Here is a 24641-nt window from a genome sequence, read left to right on the forward strand (position 1 = left end):
CTGTACCTGCACCAAAGTAAACTTAACCCCAACGCCATCTACTGAGTGAAGTGAGAGAGATGACTGCCACAGCTACCGAACACGTAGCCGCGACGACCGGTGCTACCGGCCGTATTGCACGTGTTATTGGCCCGGTTGTCGACGTCGAATTCCCGGCTGACGCAATCCCCTCGATTTACAACGCACTCACCACCGAGATTACTCTCAACGGTGAGACCAAGACGATCACCTTCGAGGTTGCTCTGCACCTCGGCGACAACGTCATTCGCGCCATCTCCCTGCAGGCAACCGACGGACTCGTCCGCGGCACCGCTGTAGTGGACTCGGGCGCCCCCATCTCCGTCCCCGTCGGCGACGTCGTCAAGGGACACATCTTCAACGTCCTCGGACAGCCGCTTGACGTGGCTGAGTCGGAACTCGAGATCACCGAGCGCTGGCCCATCCACCGCAAGGCTCCCGCCTTCGCGACGCTCGAGGGTTCCACCGAGATGATGGAAACCGGCATCAAGGTCATTGACCTTCTCACCCCGTACATCAAGGGTGGCAAGATCGGTCTGTTCGGTGGTGCCGGCGTCGGCAAGACCGTTCTGATCCAGGAAATGATCACCCGTGTTGCCCGCAACTTCGGCGGCACCTCGGTGTTCGCCGGTGTCGGCGAGCGTACCCGTGAAGGCAACGACCTCTGGGTTGAAATGGAAGAGGCAGGCGTCCTCAAGGACACCGCCCTTGTCTTCGGCCAGATGGATGAGCCGCCGGGAACGCGTCTGCGCGTGGCCCTGTCCGCGCTGACCATGGCGGAATACTTCCGCGATGTGCAGAACCAGGACGTGCTGCTCTTCATCGACAACATCTTCCGCTTCACGCAGGCAGGCTCCGAGGTTTCCACCCTCCTCGGCCGCATGCCGTCCGCCGTGGGCTACCAGCCCAACCTGGCTGACGAGATGGGTCTCCTCCAGGAGCGCATCACGTCCACCAAGGGCCACTCGATCACCTCGATGCAGGCCATCTACGTCCCCGCAGATGACTACACCGACCCGGCTCCGGCCACGACCTTCGCACACCTCGACGCGACCACGGAACTTTCCCGTGAAATCGCTTCCCGTGGTCTGTACCCGGCCGTTGACCCGCTGACGTCGACCTCCCGCATCCTGGATCCGCAGTACATCGGCAACGACCACTACAACACGGCCGTCCGCGTAAAGCAGATCCTGCAGAAGAACAAGGAACTCCAGGACATCATCGCCATCCTCGGCGTTGACGAACTGTCTGAAGAGGACAAGATCGTCGTGTCGCGTGCACGCCGCATCCAGCAGTTCCTCTCGCAGAACACCTACACCGCCAAGCAGTTCACCGGCGTCGAAGGCTCCACCGTGTCTATCAAGGACACCGTGGAAGGCTTCACCGCGATCTGCGACGGCGAGCTGGACCACATCGCAGAGCAGGCGTTCTTCAACGTCGGCGGCCTGGATGACGTCGAGCGCCAGTGGGCCAAGATCCAGGAACAGACCAAGTAATATGGCTGAGCTTGAGGTTGAGATTGTCGCAGCAGACCACTTTGTGTGGTCCGGAGCGGCCAAGATGGTCAAGGCCCGCACCAGCGATGGTGAAATCGGAATCCTGCCCGGCCACTCGCCCCTGCTGGCGATTCTGGCCGAAGGTGAGCTGGCCATCGAGCCGGTTTCCGGTGACCGCATTGCTGTAGTGGTCGACGGAGGATTCTTCTCCGTCGACAACAACCGGGTCGTCATTGTTGCTGACAACGCCCAAATGGGCGACGCGGCTACTGCGGGGATCCGCTAGCACGACCTTGATGAACGATACTGTTTTTCCGTTCATCGTCCTGGCAACGATCTTTGCGTTGCTGGTACTTGCACTGTGCCTTTCCGGGGTGCGCCGCTTCAATCTGCGGCGCGCCCTGGGCACGGTGGACGCCTCCATTTGCACGGCTGGAAACAGCTGGCAGATGGGGGTTTGTCGTTATCAGGACAACGACCTTGAGTGGTTCCGCCTTGCCTCGCTGAGCATGCGGCCAAAGCACACTTTCCGCCGGAGCTCGCTGGAGCTGATCGGCAGGCGCAAGCCCACCGAATCCGAGCTGGTCAAGGTCCAGCCCGATGCCGTGATCGTTGAACTCCGCTATGAAGGGCAGGACGTCCTGCTCGCGATGCGGTTCGACGCCTACACCGGGCTGTCTTCCTGGCTTGAAGCCGGGCCGGTCGTCGGCGTCGGCACCTGGCGCTAGCCGCGGTGGACTTCCTCGAAGACCTCCGGCTGGTCGACGGCCCGGTGCTGTGGATTGCCTGGGCTGCCGGCGCCGCGGGCGTTGCCTACTTGCTCTGGCACGGCGCACGGCGCCGCCACGGGAATACCGCCACCCCGCGCCGGTTGGGTTTCCTCCTTGTCCCCGCCGCCGCCATCCTGGCTGCCGCCGCGCTGCTCGCCGGCGTGCACTGGCTGATGATCTACGCCTTCTCGGTCTTCCCGGAGGAGCTGCCCTGCGAGGTCCTGGCCTGGTCCCTTCTCCCGGTCACGGCACTGCTGCTCTGGGCCTTCCGCCTGTGGGGGATCTGGCGGCCCGGAAGCGACCCGGCCCCCGGGCAGGGAAGCCCCCGGCACCCGGCCCGCGCGGCCGGGGTGGCAACGGGTGCGCTGCTCGGCGTGGTCCTGCTCTCCGCCGTCCAGATCAACGGATACTTTGGCCTCAACCACACGATGAGCGACCTGATGGGCACCGCCGTTGCCCGGATCCAGCCGCTGGAAGACGGGCTGAAACGCGCTCCCGGAGCCCCGGCCGGCGTCAGCCTCTCCGAATGGACCCCCCCGGCTGAACTGCCCGACGGCGGCGTGCTGCGGCGGGCCGTCATCCCCGGCACCACCTCGGGCTTCGGGAGCCGCGAGGCCTACATCTATCTGCCGCCCGCGTACCGGACCACCCCCCGGCCGGCCCTTCCCGTCCTGGTCCTCTTCTCCGGCCAGCCCGGCGCACCGGCAGACTGGCTCACGGGAGGGGCGCTGCGCAGCCGCATGGACAGGTATGCGGCCGAGCACCACGGCGTGTCCCCGGTAGTGGTGGTGGTGGACCCCAACGGCTCCGCCTCGGGCAACACCCTCTGCATGGACAGCAAAATCGCCCGGGCCGACACGTTCCTCGCCGCGGACGTGCCTGCATGGATCAACCGGACGCTGGACGTGGACCCGGACCCCTCGCGGTGGGCGGCCGGAGGATTCTCCTTCGGCGGGACGTGTGCGATGCAGATGGTGACCCGGCACCCGGACGTTTACAGCTCCGCCCTGGCCTTTTCCAGCGAGAAGGAACCCGCCCTCGCGAAGGAGCGGGAGAAGACCATCGCCGCGTCTTTCGGCGGCGACACCGAGGCCTTCGACCGCCAGACGCCGCTGCGGCTCATGAAGGACAACCGCTTTGACGGGCATGCCATCTATTTTGGCGCCGGTGAACGGGACCCCGAATTCATCGGCTACATGGATCTTTTGTCCGATGCGGCGCGCTCCGCCGGGTTCACCGTGGAGGCCCACCGGATTGCCGGTGCCGGGCATTCCTGGGAGACCGCGTCCAGGGGCCTGCCCGGCGGTCTCGACTTCCTGGCCTCCCGCTGGGGCATCCCGCAGTGAGTCCGGGAGCAACGGCACAGAAGAAGGGGACCGGGGCCGCCTCCCTTCAGGGCCTCGGCCTCCACGGCGTCCGGCAGTCGCTGGGGCATCTGCGCGCCATACCCTTCACCCTTGCCGTCCTCGCTGTCTTCCTGATCACCGGCGCAGCCACCGGAAGCTTTCTCTCCGGGCCACCGGAATCGCTGCTCGACGTGGCGTCCGTCAGTGCCCCGGAGCTGAAAGCAGGGCAGTGGTGGGCGCTGTTCACGTCGATGTTCTTCGCCACGAACCTGCTGGCCTACGCCGCGGCCGCGCTAATGATCCTGCTCCTGCTGGGCCTCGCCGAGCGGCAGCTGGGGACGCGGCGCACCGCAGTGTTCTACTTCGCCGCCCAATTCGCGGCGGTGACGCTGTTCCTGCTCCTGACCCAGCTGGCGCGCTACGTCGACGACGGCTGGCTCAGCCGGATGGTCAACGCGCGGCTGATGGGCCCCTACGCGGCGGTCATCGCCGTCTCGCTGGCGTCCAGCGGGCTCCTGCCCACGCTGTGGCAAAGGCGCCTGCGCACCGCCGTCATCTCCATCTCCCTCATGCTTGTGCTGTACGTCGGGCATGCCGAGACGGTCGTCGGGTTCGCCGGGGCACTGGCCGGGCTGGCGGCGGGCTGGTGGATCCAGGGCGACAAGGGCACCCTGCACCGCCACCGCTCCACAGGCCGCGAGACCCGCAACCTGCTCGCGCTGACCGTGGCGATTTTCGCCGTCGGGCCGATCTTGACGGCGACCGTCCGGACGCCCACCGGGCCTCTGGCCCTGCTGCGGGACGTCGTCCTGAACCCGCTGCCCACGCTGAACCAGCTGGAACAATACTGCGGCGGCACCCTGGATGCCACGTGCCTGGAGGCGGGGCGCGCCGGCTTCGCGGGGCCGCTGGGCCTTGCGCTGGCGGTGGTCCCCGTGGTGCTGCTGCTGATCTGCGCCGACGGCATGCGGCACGGCCGCCGGCTGGCCCTGCGGATCGCGATCATGGTCCAGCTCGCCGTGACAGCCATGGCCGCCGTCTACCTGACCCTGGTCGCCAGGATCCCGCAGTACCCCAACCGGCCGCGCACCGGAGTGATGGGATCCGGGTTTGTCCACATTCTGCCGCTCGTGGTGGTCCCGTTGGTGCTGGTGGTGCTGCTCACTGCCAACCGGCGCCAGTTCCGCGTCGAAACAAGTCCACGGGCCCGCCGGGCCCTCGCCGCCGTCGTCGGCGGCACCTGGCTGGTGCTCGCCGCCTGCTACACCGGAGTGTGGCTGGCCGCCGGCGGCATGGACCGCGACGGCGGCCTGCTGGGACTGGCCGCCGAGCTCTCCCGCCAGTACCTGCCGTTACCCATCCCGGGAATCTACAGCCGCATCTTCCAGGGCCGCGACGCCGTCGAGGCTTTCCTGTTCGCCACCTCCGGAATCATCTTCTGGGCGGTCACCCTGGCCGCCGTCTGGCTGGTACTGCAGCGCCGGCTGCACCGCACCGACGCCGGGGCGGAGGACCGCGACGTGGCCCGTGGCCTGATCCGCCAAGGCGGGGACTCCCTGTCCTGGATGGCGCTGTGGGAGCCCAACAAGTACTGGTTCGCACCGGAGGGCCGCGGGGGAGTGGCGTACCAGCAGCACGGCAACGTCGCACTGACGCTGGCCGGGCCCTTTGGCCCGGCGGCGTTCCACGAAGAGGCCGCAGCAGGCTTCATCCGCTACTGCGCCGAACACGCCCTCATCCCGTGCTTCTACTCCTGCACAGACCAGTTGTGGCCGATGCTGCAGGGCCGCGGCTTCCGGCGGGTGGCGGTGGCCCAGGAAACCAGGCTGGCGGTTCGCTCCCTCGAGTTCAAGGGCAAGGACTGGCAAAACGTCCGCACGGCCCTGAACCGGGCGGAGAAGACCGGGGTGCGCGCGGTGTGGGGCCGCTACGCCGACTTTTCACCGGCGCTGCGCGCCCAGCTGAGCGAAGTATCGGAGGAGTGGGCCGCCCAGAAGTCCGTCCCGGAGATGGGCTTCACCCTTGGTGGCATCGACGAGCTTGTTGACCCGGAGGTGCTCTGCTGCGTGGCCGTCGACGCCGAGGGGCAGGTCCAGGGCGTTACGAGCTGGCTTCCGGTGCACACGGAGGGGCGCGTTGTGAGCTGGACGCTGGACTTCATGCGCCGGCGCGGCGACGCCTTCCCCGGCGTCATGGAGTTCCTGATCGCCTCCGCGGTGCAGGAGCTGCGCAGCTCAGTGGAGGTCATCTCGCTGTCCGGATCGCCGCTGGCCAAGGACATGGCGCAGGTGGCGGACGTGGCCGGCGAGGAGGCGGCGGCCGGCGGCCTGGCGGGGATCCTCGACGTCGTCGGGAAAGCACTGGAGCCCGTGTACGGGTTCCGTTCGCTGGCCAGCTTCAAGTCCCGTTTCAAGCCCGACTACCGGACGTTGTACCTCTATTACCAGGACCCCCTGCAGCTGCCGGCGATGGGCCGGGCGCTGAGCCGGGCCTACCTGCCCGGATTGTCCGTGCGCCAAAGCGCACGGCTGCTCAGGACCCTTGTGCGCTGACCCTGCGTCATGGGCATTCTGCACGGCCCTTGACCACAACCTGGGGCAACAACCCTGGGGCGCCCACACAGGGCACGATTGCAGGGCAACATTGCAGGGCAACAAGGCGGCAGCACGGGCGGCAACAATTCGGGCCGGCCAATGTTGGCCCCCAATACGGTAACCAAACAATGCAGGGCAATGTGCCAAACAATGGCGTTAATAGGACGGACGAAGGGTGTATCGATCGGGCCAGTTTCCCGTTGCGGGTGGGGCAAATCCTCGTTAGCTAAGGTTGACGCCGAAAACTGCCCGGCGGGCGCCGCCCATAAACCTCGCATCGACGGAAGCTCCCGGCACCGCAGCTCGCCGTCAGGGGCGCTTTTGAACACCATTTCCGGCCGCTTGGTCCGGTGACCGCGGCGTGTCCGTGTCAAAGTGCCCCCGGACCGCAGCCTCCGGGCGGGACCGGCGGCGGACCAGCCCGGAAGCTCGAAGCCCCGGCAGGACGCCCGTGACACGCCCGGCAGGTGCCCACGTCGTGTCCGATAGCCCAAACGATGCGCCAACAAGGCAAAAAAGTGATCCCCGGCTCCGAAGCCGGGGATCACTTTTTTCGCGGAGACCGCCGCAGGCAGTTTCCGCTGCGGGGTACTAGACCAGCGTTACGCCGGTAGCCTGGGGGCCCTTGGCGCCCTGGCCGATTTCGAACTGAACGCGGGCGTTCTCGTCGAGGGTCTTGAAGCCGCCGGTCTGGATCTCCGAGTAGTGAACGAAGACATCGCCATCGGAGTCATCCGGGGTGATGAAGCCGAAGCCCTTTTCAGCGTTGAACCACTTGACAGTTCCCTGTGCCATGTATTTCTCCTCATTATGGATCTTGGTTAAGTCCGGCACACTTCGTGCCGGACTTGGTCACTCCGCGAGAAGAACCTTGGCTGTGGGACCGGAATACCGGGCTTCGGCGGCAGGCGCTTCACGCTCGCAACATGTCTTGCGAGCATGAAAAAACACCTACACAAAGACTCGTATAAGAATTTCATGACAGTTGCGTCAGGTCAACGGGCACGGCGCACAATTGGCATAAATTTTGTACAAAGTATCGATGAATGCCTGGGAAGGTGCATTAGCTGCAGCATTCGCGGCCTTTCCGGCTCGCTGGCCGGTCGCCGCCCTTTAGAAGAGCCGGGATTCGACGTCGTCGACTCCGCGCATCGCGTCATAGTCGAGGGTGATGCAGTCGATGCCGCGGTCGTTTGCCAGGACCTTGGCCTGGGGCTTGATCTGCTGGGCGGCGAAGATCCCGCGGACCGGAGCCAGCAGCGGGTCGCGGTTGAGCAGTTCAAGGTAGCGCGTGAGCTGCTCGACGCCGTCGATGTCTCCGCGGCGCTTGAGCTCGATGGCCACGGTGCCGCCCCTGGCATCCCTGGCCAGGATGTCCACCGGGCCGATGGCGGTGAAGTACTCGCGGCGGATGAGGGAGAAGCCGGCGCCCAGAAGTTCGATCTGGTCGGCCAGCAGCCGCTGCAGGTCCGCCTCCACGCCGTCCTTGATCAGCCCGGGGTCCTGGCCGAGCTCGTGGGAGGTGTCATGGAGCTGCTCATGGATGTTGATGATCAGCCGGTCATCGGTCTTGGCCGACTGGACGGTCCACTGCTCCACCACGCCGGTTTCGACGTCGACCTCGTCCGGAGTGGAGACCCGCAGGGACGCGGGAGGACTCATCCAGTTCAACGGCTTGTAGGATCCGCCGTCTGAATGGACCAGGACGGAACCGTCGGCCTTGACCAGCAGGAGCCGGGTGGCAAGCGGAAGATGGGCTTTGAGCCGGCCGACGTAATCAACGGAGCAACGGGCTATCACTAAACGCACCCGGTCAACACTACCGTCTGCGGGGACAGGAGGCACCCGGACTGGGGCAGAATGGAACCATGCCCCGTTCCAACCGCCCCCGCCGTGCCGTCCCAGGACGGGCCGGATCCGGCAGGGGAGCGAAGCCCGGAGTGAAGGGCGGCCCGGTGCCCGAGCTGGACCTTGAGCGCGCACGCTCGGGGTTCGCGCGCCGTGAGAGTGCGCCGGACGGCGAGTGGTCGGTCCGGCCCATCACCGCCGGACGCGCCGAGAAGACCTACATCTGTCCGGGCTGTTCGACGGCGGTGCTGCCCGGCGTGGCCCATCTCGTCGTGTGGTCCGAGGACCACCTCTTCGGGGCGGCCGCGGGGCTGGCGGAGCGGCGGCACTGGCATACCAACTGCTGGACCTCCCGCAGCTACCGGTACCGCTGACTGCTTCGCGGAACATCTTGGCCTGCCGGCTGCGCTTGCTGTCTCCGTCTGCCAAATTCGCCTGCCGTCTTCGCCTGGCGGCTGCGCTTGCTGTCTCCGCTTGGTGCCTTCGCTAAGCTGGACGCATGAGTTTTGACCCGGCGTCGTACGTCTTCAGCCAGCCTTCCGCACCGACCGCGATCCGCGCCTCCACGGTTCTGCCCGCCCGCCGGGAGAACGTGGAGCTCCGCACCGGCGACGGTCACCGGCTCGTCGGTGAGCTGGCGCTCCCGGAGTCCGGCGAGGTGAAGGCCACCCTCATCACGCTCCATCCGCTGCCCACCCACGGCGGCTTTATGGACTCGCATGTCTACCGCAAAGCCTCCTACCGTCTGCCCGCCCTCGCCGGGATCGCCGTGCTCCGTTTCAACACCCGCGGCACCGCCTCGCCGCGCGGAACCAGCGACGGAGCGTTCGAGGAGGGCATCGGCGAACGCCTGGACGTCGAGGCGGCCGTGCAGTTCGCCGTCGACCGCGGCCTGCCGAACCGCTGGCTGGTGGGCTGGTCCTTCGGGACCGAGCTCGCATTGATGTACGGCGCTACGGAGCCGGTGGCCTCTGAGGTGGAGGGCGCCATCCTGCTCTCGCCGCCGCTGCACCGGGCCACTGACGTGCACCTCAAGGAGTGGGCGGCCTCCGGCAAGCCGCTCAAGGTCCTGGTGCCCGAGCACGACGATTACCTCCAGCCGGCCGCGGCCACGGAGCGCTTCGGGGTGGTGCCGCAGGCCCGCGTCGTGGGCGTGGACGGCGCCAAGCACCTGTGGGTGGGGGAGAAGTACGCCGGCCGGGTGCTGAACGAGATTGTCGAGGAGGTGCTGCCGGGAGGCTACGCCGGCTCGGGTACTGGACTGCCGCAGGAATGGGACGGTCCGGTCGCGACGGCGCACGCCTGAGGGCACGCTGCAAAAGACGCTACGAAAAAGGACGGCCGCTGCGTGGATCCACGCAGCGGCTGTCCTTTTTCGTAGCGAAATGCTTGCTAGTGCTTGTCCTGGCGGACGATGAAGATCTCCTTGACCAGGAGCATGATGGCGGCTGCGGTGGGGATCGCGATCAGCGCACCCAGGACACCCAGCAGGCTGCCGCCGGCGATCACCGAGATGACGGCGACGGCGCCTGGAACCGCGACGGCCTTCTGCATGATGCGCGGGGAGATGAAGTAGGCCTCGAACTGCAGGTAGGCGAAGTAGCAGATGGCATAGACCACGGCGGTCTGCCAGCCGGCCGTGAGGGCGATCAGCGTGACGATCACGCCGGCGATCAGGCCGCCGACCAGCGGGATGAAGGCCAGCAGGGCCACGACGAAGGCCAGCAGCACGGCGAACGGGACGCCGACGATCGTCATGACGATGAACGCGAAGGTGGCGTTCACGAGGGCGACGACGGCCTGGCCGATCACGTAGTTGCCCACCGAACCGGTGATTTCCTCCGACAGGGCCTCGACCCTGGCACGGCGCGACCGGGGGGCCAGGCGGTAGCCCCACTTCTTCATGGCCGGCAGGGCGGCCAGGAAGTAGAGGCTGAGCACCAGCACGATCAGGGCGCCGAACAGGCCGTTCGCCACGGTCGAGCCGAAGCCGACGACGCCGCCGAAAATGCCGCCCATCGCCTCCGGGTTGTTGACGAACTTCTCCAGCTCCTGGGTGATGCGTTCCCGCACCCCGTACTGGTTGTCGATGCTGCGGAAGAAGTCGGAGTTAATGAACTCCGTGATCCAGCTCGGTGCCTCCTCGACGATCTGGGTGACCTGCTGCACGATCGTGGGAATCAGTGTGGCAAAGAAGGCGGCGACGGCCAGGGCCAGGGAAGAAACGGCCACCACAATGCCGGCGGCGCGGGGGAACTTCTTCGCCTCGAGCCAGCGCACCACCGGGTCCAGGCCCAGCGCGATGAACAGCGCCGCCACGATCCAGAGGAGCAGCTGCGTTGTGTTGGAGCCGATCCAGTAGACCAGCAGGGCCACGCCGACGCCGACAGTACCCATGAACCCGACGTAGAGGGGGTGCTGGGAGGACATCCGCGGGCCGGGATCGCCAAAACGGGTGCCCGTCTCGGTCTCGGGTGTCGTCTCGTCGTCCTGTTCCGGGGGCATTTCGAAGCGCAGGCGCGGCTGGGCTCCCGGGAGGGGCTGGCGCAGGCGATGGGCCATAGCGTTCAGCATTCCGGCCAAGGCTGACCGGCGGGGGGAAACCTGCTCCTGCGGACCGCCTGCCGTGCTGCCGGATTCCTGGCTTTCTTCTTGTCCTGAGAGGGGCGGATCCGTGTATCCAGTCACTGCGTTGAAAGCCCTTAATCCTTGAGAATTTTCCCGTCGGTGCCGCGGTCACGGCCCTACTGTGATGATCAACGCAAACACTATCAGCAGGCTTGTTTTGGCGCGGTGAGGCGGCTTCTGCGGAGGCCGCGGAAGGGGTTGACAAGCAGGCCGATCTGACTCCGTGGTAACAAAACCGTTACTATTGAAGCTAAGTGTCCGCTGATGATAGGTAATATTTTGCGTTTCAAGACTGCAGTTGCATTAGTGCTGCTCGGCCTCCTGACACTCCTGGCCGGTATCGGCCAAAAGACTTTCTGGGCCCCGGCCGAGACCGTAACCGCCACCGCACCGTCCGGTGCCACCGCGGCGCCGCTGACCGTATTTGACGAGAAGCTTCGTACCATGCGGGACGGCACGGTGACGATCAATGTCAAGGGCGAAGGCACCTTCATGCTGGCCGCCGGGCGCCCGGACGACGTCGAGGCCTGGGTCGGTCAGACCGCGCACAACACGGTCTCCGGCGTGTCCGAGGACGGCAAGGCGCTGCAGTTGACGCATGCCGACGGCGAAGCGACCGCACCTTCACCGGCGGGTTCGGATCTGTGGGTCAGCACGGAGAACGCCAGCGGCGAGTTGAAGTACGACTGGACCCCGCCCGCCGACGGCGACTGGTCGCTGCTGCTCGCGACGGACGGCACGAAGCCCGCCCCGACGTCGATCACCATGACCTTCCCGAATGACACCTCTACTCCGTGGGCCATCCCGTTCATGGTCCTGGGCGGCCTGCTGATCCTGGCCGGCGCCGCCCTGCTGGTGCTCAAGCCCAAGTCCGGGACCCGTTCCGGGACCGGCGGCGGTTCAGGCGATGGTTCGACCGGTGGGAGCGGCTTTGCCCGCCGTGCGCAGGCCAAGGCCGCGGCCCGCAACGAAGCCCGGAAATCCGCCGCAGCCACGGCAGCGGTCCCCGTTGTCGACTCGCCGGCAGCTGACTCGAAGGGCGCAGCCCCGACAAACACAGCCCCGACAAACACGGCCCCGACAAGCCCGGACCCGGCAAATACTGGCCCGACGAACACCACCCCCAAGGGCGCCGCAGAGAAGTCCGTTGCCGCGCCGGCCACCGTATTGCAGCGGCTGAGGCGTTCCGGAGCGGTCGTGGCCGTGCTGACGGCCACCGCCGTCGCCGGCAGCGGCGTGGCGGCTCAGGCCAGCCAGGCGCCGGCCCCGTCGCCGGGCACGTCGTCCGCCGCAGCGGAGCAGGCCCCGGATTCGCCGGTGCTGGTCGATGCCCAGTTCCGCCGCATCCTGGAGCAGGTTGCCAGTGCGGTCGACGCCGGCGATGCCGCCAAGGATGCCAGCAAGCTGGAGCCTCGCGTGGCCAATCCCGAACTCGAAGTCCGCACGCAGAACTACAAGATCCGGTCCCAGGTCGGCTCGTATGAGGCCCGCATGCCGGTCCGTGCCACGAAGCTGCTCACCACCGTGGTCACCGAGAAGCGCAGCTGGCCGCGCACGGTCATGGCCGTCACCCAGGGCGAGGGCAACGTAGTTCCGCAGCTGCTCACCCTCACCCAGGCCTCCGCGCGGGAGAACTACAAGCTGGTCCTCACAACACCGCTGCAGCCGGGGACAACTTTCCCGGGGATCGCACGCGGCGGCACGCAGACTGTGGCGCCGTCGGATAAGTCGGGCCTCCTCTACAGCGGCGAGGAAGCATTGGGCGGCCTGGGCGACCGGCTGAATTCCGCCGATTCCGCGTTCAAGGACAAGCTCGCCGAGGGCGAGTCCTCCCCGTACATTGCGGACACGCTGGCCTACCAGGCCGATGTGGTGAACTCCGGCGTCAACGGCACCTTCTCCTTCACCCACAAGGTGGTCCCGGAGAGCGTCGTGGTGTTCCGGACCGCCGACGGCGGGGCGCTCGCCCTGGGCCGCCTGAACTTCGCGTTCGACGGTACCCCGAAGGCCGAGGGCGACAAGCTGACCATCGGCGACGACGCAGCTGCCCTGGCCGGCGGCAAGGAGACCAGCACCGGCATGGTGCTGAACTTCGCCGAGTCCGTGGCTGTCTACATCCCGCCGGCCGGGTCCCAGGACCCGATGAAGCTCGTGGCCGCGACCCGCGGCCTCACGGGAGCCAGCTTCAAGTAGGACAGGGCCAGCCCTGAATGAAACGGCTGACCGAAGCCACGCTGACAGGAAAGACCCGGCCGCCTGGCCGGGTCTTTTCTGCTCTCCGGGTCCGCCAGGTGGCACCGCCCGGGGCCGATGTGGCTAGAGTGGAACCATGACTTCGCCAGCTTCCCGACCGGTCCCGCCTGCTGCCGCCAACCCGCTTAACCTGCGGGGCGCCGTCGACCTCTCCGCCCTGAAACAGCGACAAGCCGCGCCGCCGGCCGCGGCTGGCCCGGCAGGCATGCCGGGCGCTCCGGGGGCACCGGACAACGGGGACGCGGAGCACGGCAGCCGTCGGCTGCGGGTGGACATCACCGAAGCCAACTTCCAGGAACTCGTGGAGCTGTCCGCCCAGGTTCCCGTCGTCGTCGCGCTCTGGGCGGCGTACTCGCCCGGCTCAGCCGAACTGGTTGACGTCCTCGAGCGGATCGTGGACGGCTACGACGGCCAGCTGGTCCTTGGCGCCGCCGACGTCGAGGTGTTCCCGCAGCTTGCCCAGGCGTTCCAGGTCCAGGCGGTTCCCACCGCCGTCGCCCTCGTCAAGGGCCAACCGGTGCCCCTCTTCCAGGGCGGCGCCGAGGAAACGCAGGTCCGCGGCCTGTTGGACGAACTGCTTAAGGTCGCCGCCGCCAATGGCGTGTCGGGACGGATCGGCACGGGCGGCCCCGGCGCCGCCGCCCCCGAGGCTCCGCCCCTGCCACCCCTGCACCAGAAGGCCTTCGACGCGATCGAGGCCGAGGACTACGCCGCGGCCGCGGACGCTTACCGCCAGGCGCTCCTGGAGATGCCCGCCGACGCGGAAGCCAAGGCCGGGCTCGCCCAGGTGGAGCTCATGGGCCGGCTCCAGCCGGTCTCCGCCGCGGACACGGACGCACTGCGCAAGCTGGCCGCGGACGAGCCGGACAACCTCGAAGCCCAGCTTGGTGTTGCCGACGTGGACATCGCCGGCGGACACGTCGAGGACGGGCTCGGCCGGATCGTCGCGTTCATCGGCCGAAACTTCGGCCCCGAGCGCGAAACGGCGCGGGTCAGGTTGTTGGAACTGTTCGACGTCGTGGGCACCGGCGACGACCGGGTCGCGAAGGCTCGCCAGAACCTGGCACGGGTCCTCTTCTGATGGGATCCGCGCTCTTCACGCCGCTGGACCTGCGCTCCCTGCACCTGCAGCACCGCGGCTGGGTATCGCCGATGTGCCAGTACAGCTGTGAGCCGGAAACCGGCGAAGGGGTCCCCAACGACTGGCACCTGATGCATCTGGGCTCCTTCGCCACCGGCGGCGCAGCCCTGATCCTCACCGAAGCGGCCGCCGTCAACGCCGCCGGCCGGATCAGCCCGCGGGACGCCGGACTCTACAACGACGACCAGGCGGCGGCGTGGGAACGGATCACGGCGTTCGTCCACCGGCACGGATCCGCGGAGACCAAGATCGGCACCCAGTTGGCGCACGCCGGCCGGAAAGCGTCGTCCTACTGGCCGTTCTCCGGCCAGAAGGGCACGGTGGCTGCCAACGACGGCGGCTGGCCCATCGTGGGTCCCGGCACCTCGGCCTTTGACGGCTACGACGCCCCCTCCGCGTTGTCGGAGGAGGAGATCGGCGGCGTGATCGCCGATTTTGCCGCAGCAGCGGAGCGGGCCGTCGGTGCCGGCTTCGACACAATCGAAATCCACGGCGCGCACGGCTACCTCCTGCACCAGTTCCAAAGTCCGCTGGTCAACGACCGCACCGACCGCTGGGGCGGCGACGAGGCAGGCCGGAACCGGCTCACCCTGGCCGTGGTGGATGCCGTGCGCAACGTCATCCCCGACTCCATGCCGCTGCTGCTCCGGATCTCCGCCTCGGACTGGGCCGAGGGTGGCATCGATGCGGAGGCGTCGGTGCGGATGGCCAAGGCGGCCTCGGAACATGGCGTGGACCTCGTCGACGTTTCCAGCGGCGGCGCCGTGGCTTACCAGCAGATCCCGGTGGGGCCCGGCTACCAGACCGATTTCTCCGCCCGGATCCGGCGCGAAACCGGAGTCAGAACCGGGACGGTCGGGCTGCTGACCTCGGCGGGCCAGGCCGAACATGCCGTGGCCACCGGACAGGCCGACGGCGTCTTCATCGCCCGGGCCGCCCTGCGCGACCCGCACTGGTGGCTGAGGGCCGCGTTCGAACTCGGCCATGAAATGGCCTGGCCGCCGCAGTACGAACGTGCCATTCCGCGCCACTCCTTCTAGCGGCCTGCGGGCGGGACTTCCGGCGGAGAGTGTCCGCCCATGGGGGTACGCCTTGCGGACGATCCATTCCGGGTAGGGTGGCGGTTAGTCTAACGACATGACTTTTCAGCAACCGCATCCGCCTGCCCCTGAAAGCCAGCCAGCCCCGCCGGTGCCCGCGCTGTCCCTGCGCGGGCTCGCCAAGCGCTTTGGCGGCAAGATCGCCGTGGACGGTATCAGCCTGGACGTTCCGGCGGGCTCCTTCTATGGAATCGTCGGTCCGAACGGCGCCGGCAAGACCACCACCCTGTCGATGGCCACGGGACTGCTGCGGCCCGAGTTCGGCACCGCGTTCGTGCACGGGGTGGATGTCTGGAAGCAGCCGCTGGAAGCCAAAAAACTGATGGGCATCCTGCCCGACGGCGTCCGGCTCTTCGACCGGCTGACCGGCGAGCAGCTGGTGAGCTACGCCGGGCTGTTACGGGGCATGGATAAGGACGTCGTGGCAGGGCGCGTCAAGGAGCTGCTCGCGGCACTGGACCTCAGCTCCGACGCCGGCACGATGGTGGTGGACTACTCCGCCGGCATGACCAAGAAGATAGCGCTTGCCTCGGCCCTGATCCACGCACCGCGGCTGCTGGTGCTCGACGAGCCGTTCGAATCCGTCGACCCGGTGTCCGCGGCCAACATCCGCGACATCCTGGACCGCTATGTGGCGTCTGGCGGCACGGTCATTGTCTCCAGCCACGTCATGGACCTCGTCCAGCGGATGTGCGACCACGTCGCCGTCGTCGCCGCCGGACGGCTGCTCGCCGCCGGGACGGTCGAAGAAGTCCGCGCGGGCGAGTCCCTCGAAGACCGCTTCGTCCAGCTGGTCGGCGGCCGCAACCCCACGGAAGGTCTCGAATGGTTGCGCACCTTCTGAGGCTCAAGCTGATCCTGCTGCGCAACAGCGTCCGGCGCAGCCCCTGGCAACTTGTGGGCCTCGGCGTCGGCGTCCTGTATGCCCTGGGACTCGTGGGGCTCGCCATCGCGGGACTCCTGTTCCTCCGCGGGGAGGACGCCGGCTTGGCGCACACTGTCGTGGTGCTGGGCGGCGCCGCGGCACTTTTGGGGTGGGCCGTCGTCCCGGTCGCTGCCGCGGCCGCGGACATGACACTGGACCCGGCACGGTTCACCACCTTCGCTGTGCCGATGCCGCAGCTGCTCACGGGCCTGGCCCTCGGCGGGCTGATCGGCATCCCGGGCACGGCGACCACGCTGGTGGCGCTTGGCACCGTCGGGACCTGGTCCCGGAGCCTGCCCGCCGCGGGCGGCGCCCTGGTGGGCGCGGTCCTCGGCGTGCTGAGCTGCATCGTCCTGTCCAAGGTGGTCACCACCGCCACCGCAGGGCTGGCCAGTTCCCGCCGTTTCAAGGACGTCAGCGCGGTGATCTTCCTGATACCCCTCATCCTGATGGGCCCGATCATCGCCGGCATCGCCGACGGGATTGCCAGTTCCGGGGATTTCCTGACCGGGCTGGCCCGCACGCTGTCCTGGACGCCGGCGGGGGCCGCGTGGTCCCTTGGCGGCGACCTTGCCGCGGGGAGCTACGGCGCCGCGGCCCTCAAGTTCCTGATCGCGCTTGCCACACTCGGCGGACTCGCGTTCTGCTGGAAGCTCCTGCTGCAGCGCGCGCTCGTGACGCCGCCCTATGCCGGCAGTTCCCGAAAGCGGGCCGGCGGGCTTGGCTTCTTCGGGCTGTTCCCGGCGACGCCAACGGGCGCGGTCGCCGCACGGTCCCTGACCTACTGGCTCCGGGACCCCCGGTACTCTGGCTCCCTCGTCATTGTCCCGCTGCTCCCGGTGCTGCTTCTGTTCCAGGCCACCCAGACGGGATCCTACGGGCTGCTCCTCTTCATCGGCCCGCTGACCGCGTTCCTGCTTGCCTGGTCCATCTCAGCAGACGTCTCCTACGACAACACCGCCTTCGCGCTGCATCTCTCCACGGGCGTGCGGGGCGTCCACGACCGGCTCGGCCGGGCGGTGGCATGCCTCGTTTTCGCGCTGCCGGTGGTGCTGGCGCTCAGCGTCCTGCCGTTCCTGATCGGTGCGGACTGGCAGCAGTTGCCCGCGGTGCTCGGCTTGTCCCTCGGCGTCCTGTTCAGCGGGATCGGGCTTTCCTCTGTCGTCTCGGCACGCTACACGACGGCCGTGCCGCTCCCCGGGGACAGCCCCTTCAAGAAGCCGCCCGGCAATGTGGCGCAGACCCTGGCGGTGCAGTTCGGCGGGATGGGGGCACTCCTGGTCCTGATGATCCCGGAAATAGCGCTCGTGGTGGCACAGTTCGTCACCGGAAGCGCCGTGCCCGGCTGGATCAATCTGGTCCTGGGCCCCGTCCTGGGGCTCGTGTTGTTCGCCCTCGGAGTCAGGCTGGGCGGCAAATGGCTCGATGCACGGGGGCCGGAACTGCTTGCCCAGTTGGCCGTCAACCGCTGACGCGGGCGCCGCGGGCGGGACTGGGATAACCTGCCCCTAGGGGCGGATCCGGCAACGGGTGCGGCCAAGCGCCAGTGCAACGGTAAGGCAGCGGTACAGGCCGCAGCGGCCGCGGCAGTGCAACGGTAAAGGCAGGGCCATGGAAGTCGTCATTCTGTCCGGCAGCAAGCCAGCCGCCGCGCTCGCGGCCGATGCCGTGGAGGCGCTGCTCAGGCGCAAACCCGACGCCGTCCTGGGCCTGGCGGCAGGTTCGTCCCCGCTGCCGGTCTACAACGAACTCGCGCTGCGGCACGAACGGGCCGGCCTGGACTTCAGCCGGGTGCGTGCCTTCGCCCTGGATGAATATGTGGGGCTGCCAGCCGGACACGCGGAGTCCTACCATGAGGTGATCCGGCGCGAATTCACCGAGCGGGTGAACATCGACCCGGCGAACGTCCGCGGCCCGGACGGCTCGGCCGCGGACATCCCCGCCGCCTGCCAGGCCTACGAGGACGCCATCCGCGAGGCCGGGGGAGTGGACCTGCAACTGCTGGGCGTCGGCACCGACGGCCACATCGGATTCAACGAGCCCGGGTCCTCCCTGGCCTCGCGGACCCGGATCAAGACGCTGATCGAGCAGACACGCCGGGACAACGCACGGTTCTTCGGGAGCCTGTCCCACGTCCCGCACCACGTTGTGACCCAGGGACTGGGAACCATCCTGGAGGCCCGGCATGTGATCCTCATTGCCACCGGCGCGCAGAAGGCGCAGGCCGTCCGCGACCTCGTGGAAGGACCCGTCGCTGCCATCTGCGCGGCCTCGGTCCTGCAGCTGCACCCCCATGCCACGATCCTGCTGGACGAGGCGGCGGCGTCGTCGCTGCGGCTCGCCGACTACTACCGCCACAGCTATGAGAACAAGCCCGCGTGGCAGGGGCTGTAGCACTCCACCGTCAACATGCCGCCGCCGCACTCCCGCCCTGCTGGTGCCGTTTCGTCCGATCCAGCGGCTAAGATGGGACTCATGAACAGCATGACCGATCCTCTCGAAAACGACCCGATGCGCGAGCTCTCCGGAGCCGGGACGTCGACGGCCACGATCGAGCGCGAGGAACTGCGCCAGGAAGTCGAACCCGGTGACCGGGAACGCTTCTCGCACTACGTGCGCAAGGAAAAGATCATGGAATCCGCGCTGTCCGGGGAACCCGTCATCGCCCTGTGCGGCAAGGTCTGGACGCCGGGCCGCGATCCGAAGAAGTTCCCCGTCTGCCCTGAATGCAAAGAGGTCTACGACGGCCTCCGCCCGGGCAGCGACGGCGGCAAGGGTTCCGGCGACAAGTAGCACGGCCGCGCCAGGCGGGGACGCAACGGCTCCGCGCGTCCCGCGCTGACAAGCGCCGCCCCGTGCCGGGGTAGCCTGTTCTCCCGATGAATGGTGCCCGGTCCATGCTGGCCGGTGCTTGCTTACGGTTTATCCGAAAAAGATTGGTGTTTTTTGTGCTTAAGTGGGTTTCCCCGTCAGCGGCAGCAGCATGCGCAATGGAGGGCCCTCAGTGACAGAGACACTCTTCGGCGGACCCGTACTGCCGCCCGCGTATCCCGAGCGGGCAGCCTGGGGCACCGCGCCGAAGCTCCGTGCCTGGCAGCAGGAGGCCCTGGACAGCTATTTCGCCACGCATCCCAGGGACTTCCTCGCAGTCGCTACCCCCGGCGCCGGCAAGACCACCTTTGCCCTGCGGGTGGCTTCCATGCTGATCGAAGCCAACATCGTCAACCGCGTGACCATCGTGGCGCCCACCGACCATTTGAAGCGGCAGTGGGCCGACGCGGCCGCCAGGGTGGGCATCGCCATCGATCCCAACTTCAAGAACGCTGACGGCCAGCACGGCCGCGGCTTCATCGGCGTCGCGGTCACGTACGCGCAGGTGGCGAGCAAGCCGATGCTGCACCGCGCCAAGACCGAAGCCGCCCGCACGCTGGTCATCCTTGATGAAATCCACCACGGCGGCGAGGCGCTCTCGTGGGGTGACGGGCTCCGCGAAGCCTTTGAACCCGCGGCGCGCCGGCTCTCACTGACGGGCACGCCGTTCCGTTCCGACACGTCGCCGATCCCGTTCGTGGAATACGCAGAGGACCGGGACGGCATCCGGCGTTCCAAGGCCGACTACACCTACGGCTACGGCAAAGCGCTCCGGGACCACGTGGTCCGGCCCGTGATGTTCATGGCCTATTCCGGCCAGATGCGCTGGCGCACCAGCGGCGGCGAGGAGATGGCCGCCTCCCTCGGTGAATCAGCCGTCACCAAGGACGTCACCTCCCAGGCCTGGCGGACCGCCCTGAACCCGGCGGGCGAATGGATTCCCGCCGTGCTTGCCGGGGCGGACAAGCGGCTCAGCGAGGTGCGCCGGACCGTTCCCGACGCCGGCGGGCTGGTCATTGCGACCGACCACGAGGACGCGCGCGCCTACGCCGGGCAGCTGAAGCGGATCACCGGCGAGTCGCCCACGGTCATCCTCTCGGACGACACAAAGGCCTCCAGCAAGATCGAGGAGTTCACCGCCAGCGAGAAGCGCTGGATGGTGGCCGTGCGCATGGTCTCCGAAGGCGTGGACGTCCCCCGGCTCTCCGTCGGCGTCTACGCGACCTCCACCGCCACTCCGCTGTTCTTCGCCCAGGCCGTGGGGCGTTTCGTGCGCGCGCGGAAGCGCGGTGAGACGGCGTCGGTCTTCCTGCCCTCGGTGCCGCAGCTCATGGCGCTGGCGAACTCCATGGAAGCCGAACGGGACCACGCCCTGGACCGCCCGGAGAAGGAGGACGGCGACGGCCTCTTCAACCCGGAAGACTCGCTGATGGACGAGGCGAACCGCGAGGAGAAAGCCTCCGATTCGCTGACCAAGGGCAAGTTCGAGGCCCTGGATTCGCAGGCCTCCTTTGACCGTGTGCTGTTCGACGGCGGCGAGTTCGGCACCGGCGGCGAGGTGGGTTCGGAGGACGAGCTCGACTTCCTCGGGATTCCCGGCCTGCTCGACGCCGAACAGGTCGGCACGCTGCTGCGCCAGCGCCAGCACGAGCAGCTCAACCGCAAGAACGCGCGCGCACCGCAGGGTGCGGCCGGTCCGGCCGCGGCCGCTGCCGTGCCGGACCACCGCATGCTGATGGACCTGCGCACCGAACTGGCAAAAAACGTCGCGGCCTGGTCTGCGCGGACCGGCACGCCGCACGGCGTCATCCACACCAAGCTCAGGACGGTCTGCGGCGGCCCGGCCGTGGCGCAGGCCAACGAGGAGCAGCTGCAGACCCGGCTGCGCAAACTGCAGGACTGGTTCATCGGCCGGAAGTAGGGGCGGCAGGCACACGGCGGAGCACAAAAAAGGGACCGGGGTTAACCGGTCCCTTTCTTGCGAAAGATTTCGCAGCTGCGGGCTCGACGCTACTGGGTGCCGGCGGTGCAGAGCTCGCTGAGTTTCTGGCCCGCCTCGGTGTAGGAGCCGTGCAGCTCCTCCAGCTTGGCGTTGTCGGGGTTCTCCTGCGCGGACGCGTCGAGGAACTCGATGATGGAGTGCAGCGGAGTCTGCAGTTCCTTGGACGCCGTCGCCTCGATGGGCCGGAGCCGGTTGGCGAGGCGGATCATCCCGGCCTTGTCCGCGGCGGACGTGGGTCCGGCGCCGACAGACTGGATCCGGGCGCAGCTCTCCGCAGTGGTGTCTTGCGGCGCAGAGCAGCCGGCAGCGCCGAGCAGGGCCCCGGCAGCGATCAGGACGGTCAGGGTCTTCTTCATGATGTACTCCGGGGTTCTTACTGGTCAGACGATATTGGCAAGGATTTCGAGTCTACTGCGGCGGCACGGCTTTCCCGTCAGCGTGCAAGGAACGTGCGGGCGAAAGACGCCGCCTCAGGCGATGTCTACGCCGCCGAGTTCCATCTCCGCGATGGCGTCGTCGAGATCCTCGGCCACCCCGACGGTGAGATCCCGCAGCACAGTGACCGAGTACCCGGCCTGCACGCCGTCGAGGGCGGTCGCCCTGACGCAATGGTCGGTGGCGATTCCGACGACCACAACGTCCTCGACGTCGTGGCTCTGCAGCCAGTCGTCGAGCCCGATCGCATCCTCGCCGGCCAGAGGCTCGCCGCCGGTCTCGACGTTGAGGTCACCGCCGGGGGCGCCCCCGGCGACCGGCATGGCGCCGGGCTTCCGGTCCCCGGTGGGCACGGCGTCGTCCGGGGCCAGCAGGCCCTCAAAGCCCGAATAGGCCGCGGTGAACTGGCCCTTGCGGAAGTAGGCCTGGATGTATTCCGTGTCGAGGTCAGGGTGGAGATCGGCGCCGCGGGTACCGGCCACGCAGTGCTTCGGCCAGCTGTCGATGAAGTCCGGCTCCTCCGAGAAGTGCGAACCGGGATCGACATGCCAGTCCTGAGTCGCCACGACGTGGTCGAACTGCCCGTGGTGGGCGTCGACGTATTCGCTGATGGCGCCGGCGAGCTCCGCGCCGCCTTCGACGGGAAGGGAGCCGCCTTCGCAGAAATCGTTCTGGACGTCGACGATGATGAGGGCGCGGGACATCAGTTCTCCTCGTACGTGGTGGGGATGGCTGCTTCGCCGCGCTGCAGCCGGTTCACGACTGCGGGAAGCTCCTTCATGGTGTCCGCGTGGCGCTGGCGTGCGCGCAGCACACCCTCGGGACCGGTCCAGCCGGGCAGCAGTTCGCCGTTCTTGACGAACTGCTGCAGCAGGGGCCGGTCGTTGCCGTCGTCCTCCGGGCGGTGCCCGATTCCGACGATCTCCTGGGTGGCTGTGCCGCGTTCGTTGAGCTTGCGCAGCGCGTACTTGCGCCCTCCCTTGCTGGTCTTGTTCTTGGCGGCCTTGGCGACGGGTTCGAATTCGCCGCCGTCGTCCGTGCGGCTGACCAGCTTGTAGACCATGCTGGCGGTGGGGGCGCCGGAACCGGTCACGAGGGACGTGCCGACGCCGTAGGAATCCACCGGGGCGGACTGCAGGGCGGCGATGGCGAACTCGTCCAGGTCGGAGGTGACGATGATGCGGGTCCGCTCATTGCCCAGGTCGTCCAGGAGCTGGCGGACCCACTGCGCCTGCGCCACGAGGTCGCCGGAGTCCAGCCGCACCGCGCCGAGCTTGTCACCGGCCAGTTCGACGGCGGTACGCACCGCCGCCTCGACGTCGTAGGTGTCCACCAGCAGTGCGGTGCCGGCGCCCATCGAGGCGATCTGCGCCTCGAACGCCTCGCGCTCGGAGTCGTGCAGGAGAGTGAAGGAATGCGCGGCCGTGCCCACGGTCTTGAGCCCGTAGCGCAGGCCGGCCTCCAGGTTCGAGGTGCTGTCGAAGCCGGCGATGATGGCGGCGCGGGCGGCGGAGACGGCCGATTCCTCCTGCGTGCGGCGCGAACCCATCTCCACGCAGGGGCGGCTGCCGGCCGCGGTGATCATCCGCGAGGCCGCCGAGGCGATCGCGCTGTCGTGGTTGAGGATCGACAGGATGTACGTCTCAAGGATGCACGCTTCTGCGAAGGTGGATTCAACAATGAGGATGGGGGAGTTCGGGAAGTACGCTTCGCCCTCCGCGTAACCCCAGATGTCGCCGGAGAAGGAGAACCCGGCCAGATAGTCCAGGGTCTCCTCGTTGACCACCTTGGTGCGGCGGAGGAAGTCGATTTCGACGTCGCCGAAGCGGAAATCCGCGATGCCCTCCAGCAGCCGGCCCGTGCCGCCCACAATGCCGTAGCGGCGCCCGTCCGGCAGCCGCCGGGCGAACGCCTCGAACACTGACTTGCGGTGGGCGGCGCCGGAATGCAGCGCGGCCTGCAGCATGGTCAGCTCGTAATGATCGGTGTACAGGGACGTGCGGGGACGGTCCCAGCCAGCTGAGGTACTCACGAATTCACTCTAGTCCCCACCGGCTCCCACGTCTCGCTTCGCTTCGCCGCGGGGCCCTCGCCGGCGTGGGCCCACCCACCGGCTCCCACGTCTTGCTTCGCTTCGCCGCGGGGCCCTCGCCGGCGTGGGCCCATCATCCACATAGAATGGACAGATGACCCTCAGCGTTGCGCTCGGCCCTGATACCCAGGAGAGCACCCAGACCGGAACAGCGACGTCGACCGATGTCCTGATCGCCCCGGACGTCCCGTGGAACCTCGTGATCTGGAACGATCCGGTGAACCTGATGAGCTATGTGAGCTACGTGTTCCGCAGCTATTTCGGCTACTCGGAGGCCAAGGCGAACAAGCTTATGCTCGAAGTCCACAAGAAGGGCCGCTCCATCGTGGCGCACGGCAGCAAGGAGCAGGTGGAGCAGCACGCCGTCGCGATGCACGGCTACGGTCTGTGGGCCACTGTGGAAAAGGCCACCGGCGGCGCCGGATCAGGCGGGGGATCGGGCAAGGGCAAGGGAAAACGTGGCTAAGGCATTCAAGTACGGCATCAAAGGCATCAGCGGCTACCTGGAACCGGCCGAGCGGGAACTGCTGCGCAGCCTGTTCGACGACGTCGTGTCCATGCTGGAGCCGGAGGAACGCGCCAACGAGGACCCCCTCGCGGCGCTGGTGGGACTCGACGCCGACGCCCGCGAACCCTCGGACCGTGCCCTCCGCCGGCTGCTTCCGAGCGTTTCGAAGAACGACGCCGCCGCCTCGCTGGAGTTCCGCCGGTACACCGAGCGGTCGCTGCGTGAGAGCAAGATCGGCGCGCTGAAGGCCGCGTCCCTCGGACTGGACAAGGACGAGCTGGTCCTGACGCCCGACGACGCGCGGCACTGGTCCATGGCGCTCAACGACGTCCGGCTGGTGCTGGCCGAACGGCTGGACATCCGCGACGACGAGGACGCCGGGCACGTGCACCTGATGCAGGACTGGTCGCAGGCCGAAGACGTCGAGAGCTACCTGGCGCTCGTCTACAACTTCACCACCTGGCTCCAGGAATCCCTGGTCCAGGCAATGCTGCAGTCGCTGGAGACGCGCGGCTGAGCTGCGGCTCAACAGTGCCTGGGCAGCGGCGTGTGACACATTTGACATGAGTCGGACAACACAATGTGATGGCCGGGCCCGTGGCTAAGCCCTATCC

Annotated in this window: 23 protein-coding genes; 17 read left to right on the plus strand and 6 right to left on the minus strand. The window is 67.7% G+C overall.

Annotation, left to right across the window (positions count from 1 at the left end):
- Positions 1-59 precede the first annotated feature (59 nt).
- From atpD to AC1DC5_RS14320, 5 genes are read left to right on the plus strand one after another with little or no spacing between them, the layout of a single operon-like run.
- Positions 60-1514, plus strand: a complete 1455-nt coding sequence (atpD, locus tag AC1DC5_RS14300; RefSeq protein WP_056426125.1) for a F0F1 ATP synthase subunit beta — start codon at positions 60-62, stop codon at positions 1512-1514.
- Between the two features lies 1 nt (position 1515).
- Positions 1516-1800 (plus strand): F0F1 ATP synthase subunit epsilon, encoded by a 285-nt coding sequence (locus AC1DC5_RS14305; RefSeq protein WP_104172348.1) that lies wholly within the window; start codon positions 1516-1518, stop codon positions 1798-1800.
- Between the two features lie 10 nt (positions 1801-1810).
- Entirely contained in the window at positions 1811-2242 is a 432-nt protein-coding gene (locus tag AC1DC5_RS14310) for a DUF2550 domain-containing protein (protein WP_441404660.1), read from the plus strand.
- Between the two features lie 5 nt (positions 2243-2247).
- The gene (locus tag AC1DC5_RS14315) at positions 2248-3630 is read left to right on the plus strand and encodes an alpha/beta hydrolase (protein ID WP_476865592.1); all 1383 of its coding nucleotides are present in this window, start codon (positions 2248-2250) and stop codon (positions 3628-3630) included.
- Positions 3627-6182 (plus strand): bifunctional lysylphosphatidylglycerol flippase/synthetase MprF, encoded by a 2556-nt coding sequence (locus AC1DC5_RS14320; RefSeq protein ID WP_441404662.1) that lies wholly within the window; start codon positions 3627-3629, stop codon positions 6180-6182. The genes AC1DC5_RS14315 and AC1DC5_RS14320 overlap by 4 nt, the downstream gene beginning before the upstream one ends.
- A gap of 633 nt (positions 6183-6815) precedes the next feature.
- Here AC1DC5_RS14320 and AC1DC5_RS14325 read toward each other — a convergent pair.
- Positions 6816-7019 carry a cold-shock protein gene (locus AC1DC5_RS14325; protein ID WP_024365900.1) on the minus strand — a complete coding sequence of 68 codons (204 nt, stop codon included), beginning with the start codon at positions 7017-7019 and terminating at the stop codon, positions 6816-6818.
- 318 nt (positions 7020-7337) lie between these two features.
- Positions 7338-8033: an endonuclease NucS gene (nucS, locus tag AC1DC5_RS14330; RefSeq protein WP_476865593.1), complete on the minus strand. Its 696-nt coding sequence runs from the start codon at positions 8031-8033 to the stop codon at positions 7338-7340.
- Positions 8034-8092: 59 nt separating this feature from the next.
- Between nucS and AC1DC5_RS14335 the strand changes: the two genes are divergently transcribed.
- Together AC1DC5_RS14335 and AC1DC5_RS14340 are read left to right on the plus strand one after the other, a co-directional pair.
- Positions 8093-8446, plus strand: a complete 354-nt coding sequence (locus AC1DC5_RS14335) for an ATP/GTP-binding protein (RefSeq protein ID WP_476865594.1) — start codon at positions 8093-8095, stop codon at positions 8444-8446.
- A 125-nt stretch (positions 8447-8571) separates the two neighbouring features.
- Positions 8572-9378 (plus strand): alpha/beta hydrolase, encoded by an 807-nt coding sequence (locus tag AC1DC5_RS14340; RefSeq protein WP_476865595.1) that lies wholly within the window; start codon positions 8572-8574, stop codon positions 9376-9378.
- A gap of 86 nt (positions 9379-9464) precedes the next feature.
- On the opposite strand, the gene AC1DC5_RS14345 is transcribed toward AC1DC5_RS14340, so the two are convergent.
- A complete protein-coding gene (locus AC1DC5_RS14345) occupies positions 9465-10646 on the minus strand; it encodes an AI-2E family transporter (protein ID WP_441404666.1) in 1182 nt (393 codons plus the stop codon).
- Positions 10647-10964: 318 nt separating this feature from the next.
- Between AC1DC5_RS14345 and AC1DC5_RS14350 the strand changes: the two genes are divergently transcribed.
- From AC1DC5_RS14350 to AC1DC5_RS14385, 8 genes are all read left to right on the plus strand, one after another.
- Positions 10965-12893 carry a hypothetical protein gene (locus AC1DC5_RS14350; RefSeq protein ID WP_476865596.1) on the plus strand — a complete coding sequence of 643 codons (1929 nt, stop codon included), beginning with the start codon at positions 10965-10967 and terminating at the stop codon, positions 12891-12893.
- Positions 12894-13029: 136 nt separating this feature from the next.
- Positions 13030-14034 carry a co-chaperone YbbN gene (locus AC1DC5_RS14355; RefSeq protein ID WP_441404668.1) on the plus strand — a complete coding sequence of 335 codons (1005 nt, stop codon included), beginning with the start codon at positions 13030-13032 and terminating at the stop codon, positions 14032-14034.
- Positions 14034-15134, plus strand: coding sequence for an NADH:flavin oxidoreductase/NADH oxidase (locus AC1DC5_RS14360; protein ID WP_441404669.1), 1101 nt, complete (start codon positions 14034-14036; stop codon positions 15132-15134). The genes AC1DC5_RS14355 and AC1DC5_RS14360 overlap by 1 nt, the downstream gene beginning before the upstream one ends.
- Before the next feature lie 97 nt (positions 15135-15231).
- Positions 15232-16038 (plus strand): ABC transporter ATP-binding protein, encoded by an 807-nt coding sequence (locus AC1DC5_RS14365; protein ID WP_441404670.1) that lies wholly within the window; start codon positions 15232-15234, stop codon positions 16036-16038.
- Positions 16020-17591 carry a transporter gene (locus tag AC1DC5_RS14370; RefSeq protein ID WP_441404671.1) on the plus strand — a complete coding sequence of 524 codons (1572 nt, stop codon included), beginning with the start codon at positions 16020-16022 and terminating at the stop codon, positions 17589-17591. Before AC1DC5_RS14365 ends, AC1DC5_RS14370 begins: the two co-directional genes overlap by 19 nt.
- A 139-nt stretch (positions 17592-17730) precedes the next feature.
- Positions 17731-18513, plus strand: a complete 783-nt coding sequence (nagB, locus tag AC1DC5_RS14375; protein WP_441404672.1) for a glucosamine-6-phosphate deaminase — start codon at positions 17731-17733, stop codon at positions 18511-18513.
- A 90-nt stretch (positions 18514-18603) separates the two neighbouring features.
- Positions 18604-18912, plus strand: a complete 309-nt coding sequence (locus tag AC1DC5_RS14380) for a DUF3039 domain-containing protein (protein WP_374724962.1) — start codon at positions 18604-18606, stop codon at positions 18910-18912.
- Positions 18913-19123: 211 nt separating this feature from the next.
- A complete protein-coding gene (locus AC1DC5_RS14385) occupies positions 19124-20911 on the plus strand; it encodes a DEAD/DEAH box helicase (RefSeq protein WP_476865597.1) in 1788 nt (595 codons plus the stop codon).
- A gap of 89 nt (positions 20912-21000) precedes the next feature.
- Here the strand turns inward: AC1DC5_RS14385 and AC1DC5_RS14390 are convergent, their stop codons facing one another.
- From AC1DC5_RS14390 to AC1DC5_RS14400, 3 genes are all read right to left on the minus strand, one after another.
- Entirely contained in the window at positions 21001-21348 is a 348-nt protein-coding gene (locus AC1DC5_RS14390; protein ID WP_476865598.1) for a hypothetical protein, read from the minus strand.
- Positions 21349-21462: 114 nt separating this feature from the next.
- On the minus strand, positions 21463-22131 hold the full coding sequence (locus AC1DC5_RS14395; RefSeq protein ID WP_476865599.1) for an isochorismatase family protein: 669 nt from the start codon (positions 22129-22131) through the stop codon (positions 21463-21465).
- Positions 22131-23459, minus strand: a complete 1329-nt coding sequence (locus AC1DC5_RS14400; RefSeq protein WP_476865600.1) for a nicotinate phosphoribosyltransferase — start codon at positions 23457-23459, stop codon at positions 22131-22133. The genes AC1DC5_RS14395 and AC1DC5_RS14400 overlap by 1 nt, the downstream gene beginning before the upstream one ends.
- A 154-nt stretch (positions 23460-23613) precedes the next feature.
- Between AC1DC5_RS14400 and clpS the strand changes: the two genes are divergently transcribed.
- The gene (gene clpS / locus AC1DC5_RS14405; protein ID WP_441404677.1) at positions 23614-23985 is read left to right on the plus strand and encodes an ATP-dependent Clp protease adapter ClpS; all 372 of its coding nucleotides are present in this window, start codon (positions 23614-23616) and stop codon (positions 23983-23985) included.
- Entirely contained in the window at positions 23978-24544 is a 567-nt protein-coding gene (locus AC1DC5_RS14410; protein ID WP_476865601.1) for a DUF2017 domain-containing protein, read from the plus strand. The genes clpS and AC1DC5_RS14410 overlap by 8 nt, the downstream gene beginning before the upstream one ends.
- The last annotated feature ends 97 nt before the right edge of the window (positions 24545-24641 follow it).

It is taken from the genome of Arthrobacter sp. 10L424, assembly GCF_056395325.1.